Annotated in this window: 5 protein-coding genes; 3 read left to right on the top strand and 2 right to left on the bottom strand. The window is 68.0% G+C overall.

The window, feature by feature from the left end; all coding sequences use genetic code 11:
- Window positions 1-926 (top strand): DNA recombination protein RmuC (locus HC022_RS21230; protein ID WP_167453748.1); only part of this gene is annotated, 926 nt, incomplete at its 5' end.
- A gap of 158 nt (window positions 927-1,084) precedes the next feature.
- Entirely contained in the window at window positions 1,085-1,414 is a 330-nt protein-coding gene (locus HC022_RS21235; RefSeq protein ID WP_167453749.1) for a DUF3775 domain-containing protein, read from the top strand.
- Window positions 1,415-1,428: 14 nt separating this feature from the next.
- On the opposite strand, the gene HC022_RS21240 is transcribed toward HC022_RS21235, so the two are convergent.
- Window positions 1,429-2,688, bottom strand: a complete 1,260-nt coding sequence (locus HC022_RS21240) for a DNA polymerase IV (RefSeq protein WP_008886528.1) — start codon at window positions 2,686-2,688, stop codon at window positions 1,429-1,431.
- Window positions 2,689-2,755: 67 nt separating this feature from the next.
- Here HC022_RS21240 and HC022_RS21245 point away from each other — a divergent pair, with 67 nt between their 5' ends.
- Complete coding sequence (locus tag HC022_RS21245) at window positions 2,756-3,148, top strand: NUDIX domain-containing protein (protein WP_089955908.1); 393 nt, start codon at window positions 2,756-2,758, stop codon at window positions 3,146-3,148.
- Between the two features lie 31 nt (window positions 3,149-3,179).
- Here the strand turns inward: HC022_RS21245 and HC022_RS21250 are convergent, their stop codons facing one another.
- A complete protein-coding gene (locus HC022_RS21250; RefSeq protein ID WP_167453750.1) occupies window positions 3,180-3,491 on the bottom strand; it encodes a hypothetical protein in 312 nt (103 codons plus the stop codon).
- Window positions 3,492-3,600: the final 109 nt, after the last annotated feature.

Genomic DNA, 3,600 nt, shown 5'->3' on the forward strand with positions numbered 1-3,600 from the left:
CCGAGGCGCAGACCCAGAGCCACACCGCGATGCTCGAGCTGATGGAGCGCCGTCTGGCCGAGGTGCAGGGCCGCATGTCCGAAAGCCTGCATGGCACCGCCCGCCGCACCGCGCATTCGCTGGGCGAGCTGCAGGAGCGGCTGAAGGTCATCGACCGCGCGCAGGAGAACATCTCGCGGCTCTCGGGCGACGTGCTGTCGCTGCAGGACATCCTGTCGAACAAGCAGACCCGCGGCGCCTTCGGAGAGATCCAGCTCAACGACATCGTCGGCAAGGCGCTGCCCCCGGACAGCTTCACCATGCAGGCGACACTGTCGAACGGCCGCCGCGCCGACTGCCTCATCCACATGCCCGAGCCGCCGGGGCCCATCGTCATCGACGCCAAGTTCCCGCTCGAGGCCTACGAGGCGCTGCAGCGGGCCGAGCAGGGCGACAGCCGCACCCGCGCCGCGCAGGCCTTCCGGCTGTCGGTGCGCAAGCACCTGCGCGACATCGCCTCGCGCTACATCATCGAGGGCGAGACGGCGGATTCCGCGCTGATGTTCCTGCCCTCCGAGGCGGTCTATGCCGAGCTGCACGCCAACCATCCCGAGGTGGTGCGCGAGGGCTTCAACCTGCGGGTCTGGATCGTCTCGCCGACCACCTGCATGGCGACGCTCAACACCCTTCGGGCGATCCTCAAGGACGCGCGGATGCGCGAGCAGGCGGGCGCGATCCGGCGCGAGCTGGCGCTGCTGCACGCAGATGTGGAACGGCTCGGAACCCGGGTCGAGAACCTCGACCGGCATTTCGGACAGGCGGCGCGCGACGTCGCCGAGATCCGCATCAGCGCCGAGAAGGCGGGGCTGCGGGCGCGGCGTCTCGATGCCTTCGATTTCGAGGACGGGCGCGATGACACCATCGTGCCGCTGCCGCGCAACTCCTGACACCCGGCCGGCGCGCGGCCCATGTTTGACCGCGTGTTTGACCCGCGTGCGAGAAGTTTTGCCAGACGCCCGAACCTGACGTACTCTTGAGCAGGATCAATGACGGGACGTGGCGGACGTGTCCTAAGTGGATCGCCACGATCAAGGAGACGGGGAAAATGGAAGAGATCAGTGTCAGGAAGGTCGCCCATGTCATCCTGCTGGCGCGCGAGATGGACCGCGGCGAAGGTGAATTGCGCGGTGTCATCGAGCACATGACGGAGGAGGAGCAGGGCGCGCTGGTGGCGATCATGTGGATCGGCCGCGATGCCTTTGAAGCCGACGAATGGCAGGAAGCCTTCGCGACGGCCATGTCCGAAGCCTCGACCCCGACCGCCGATTACCTGATCGGCACGCCGCACGTGGCCGACCACCTCGAGGCCGGGCTCGAAGCGCTTGGCTACGATCCCTCGGACGAGGAAGACGAGCTTCTGCGCCGCGGCGCCTGAGAGCGTTCCGCGGGTCAGCGCAGGGCGCGGCCCTTCATGATCGCGTCGTCGCCGAACTTTGCGCGGATCGCATCCGTGGCGCGTTCGGCCCCGGCGCGCCGCTCCGCCTGAGGGTCGAGCAGGTCGCCCAGCCGGTCGGCCTGCGCCGCCGGCACCAGTTGCGAGATTCCCGCCCCAAGCAACCGATAGGGCCCGCGCGCGCCGACCTGGTCGAAGAGCGCCCGGGCCTCGCGGTAGATGCGGTCCGCCATCTGCGTCGCATCGCCATGTCCCAGCGCGTGGCGCCGGGTGATCAGCTGGAAATTTGCCCGCTTGAGCTTCAGCACCACGACCTGTCCGGCCAGCCCTTTGGCCTTGGCACGGTCGGCGACCTTTTCGCACATGCGCCAGAGGTGGCCGTCGAGGATGTCCGGATCGGCGGTGTCCTCGCTGAAAGTCGTCTCGTTCGAGATCGACTTCACCGGCGCGTCGCGGGTCACCCGCCGGTGATCCTCGCCACGGGCAAGGTGCCACAGCCGGTCGCCCATGCTGCCGAAGCGCGCCGCCAGCGCCTCGCGGTCCCAGCGCAGCAGGTCCTCGAAGGTGCGGATGCCGGCGCGGTCGAGCGCTTCCTGCCCGGCCTGGCCCACGCCCCAGATCATCCGCACGGGTCGTGGCCGCAAGAAGTCCTGCGTCTCGGCCTTGCCGATCACCGAGAAGCCGTGTGGCTTGTCGAGGTCAGAGGCTATCTTGGCGAGGAACTTGTTGTGCGAGAGCCCGATGGAGCCGGTGACGCCAAGTTCGGCCTTCATCCGCCTCACCAGCCGCGCCAGCACCACGGCCGGCGGCGCCCCGTGCAGCCGTGCGGTGCCGGTGAGGTCGAGAAAGGCCTCGTCCAGCGACAGCGGCTCGATGGCGGGGGTGAGCTCTTCCATGAAGCCGCGGATCTGGCGTGAGACCTCGGCGTAGAGCGACATGCGCGGCTTCAGCACCACCGCGTCGGGGCAGAGCTTCAGCGCCTGAAACATCGGCATGGCCGAACGCACGCCGCGGATCCGCGCCACGTAGCAGGCGGTCGAGACCACGCCGCGCTTGCCGCCTCCGATGATGACCGGCTTGTCGGCAAGCTCGGGGTTCTCGCGCTTTTCGACGCTGGCGTAGAAGGCGTCGCAATCCATGTGCGCGATGCCGAGCGTCCACAGCTCGTCATGGCGCACCACCCTCGGGCGCCCGCACGACGGGCAGCGCGTCCCGTCGTCGAATTCGGTCAGGCAGTCGCGGCAGAGCGCGGGCATGGGTGGTAATTCCCGGGCGAATGGCTACCTGTCCAATATAGTGGGAAACGGTGGCCGGGGCCATGTCATGAGCTTCGAAGGTGCGAAGGTGATGCTCTTTCTGGGCGGCGATCTTCTGGTGATCCGGCGGGATCATACCGAGGGGATTCCGTGGCCGGGGTATCTCGACTTTCCGGGCGGCGGCCGCGAGGGCGACGAGCGCCCCGAGGATTGCGCGCTGCGCGAAACCCGCGAGGAAGTGGGGCTCGAGCTGAGCGAGGAGCTGCTCGAATGGGGACACCAGCACGGCTACGCGGTGTTCTTCGCGGCGCATCTGCCCGCCGACCGCGCACGTGACATCCGGTTCGGTGACGAGGGTTATGGCTGGCAGCTCATGCCGCCCGAGGAATACGCCGCGCGCGAGGATGCGATTCCGCATTTCCGCGCGCTGCTGACCGCCTATCTCGAAGGCCGCGACTGAGACGCAGGGCCCGCGCCGGCGGGCCGCCGTGTCAGGCCGCCCGCATCCAGCGCAGCCACGCGAAGGAATCGTAGGGGTGCGAGCGCGCGGGCGGTTCGCGGAAGGGTCCCTGCGCGGCGCGCGGCATAAGCCGGGCGCGCAGCCCCTCGGAGGAACTTCTCGTCTTCATCGCGTTGGCCAGAAGGCCGCGGCGGACCCGCTCTTCGCTTGCGTCGAGCGGGCTTTGAAAGCTGCTGGCAACCCGCAGCCGGCCTTCATCCGTGTGGAAGGTCACGAGCGCCTCGTAGCACTCTTCACCGGCATTGTAGGTCAGATTGCCGATCTGAGCATGGCTCTGTATCATCGGAAAGTCTCCTGCCTGTTACGCTTCGAGAACGCCGAAAACCGCGCAAGGGTTCCGGAAACCGCTTTCGCGACCCTGTGACCGTCGGCATACTGCCGCCGAATAATGA

Source organism: Salipiger sp. HF18 (genome assembly GCF_011806505.1).
Lineage (GTDB): Bacteria > Pseudomonadota > Alphaproteobacteria > Rhodobacterales > Rhodobacteraceae > Salipiger > Salipiger thiooxidans.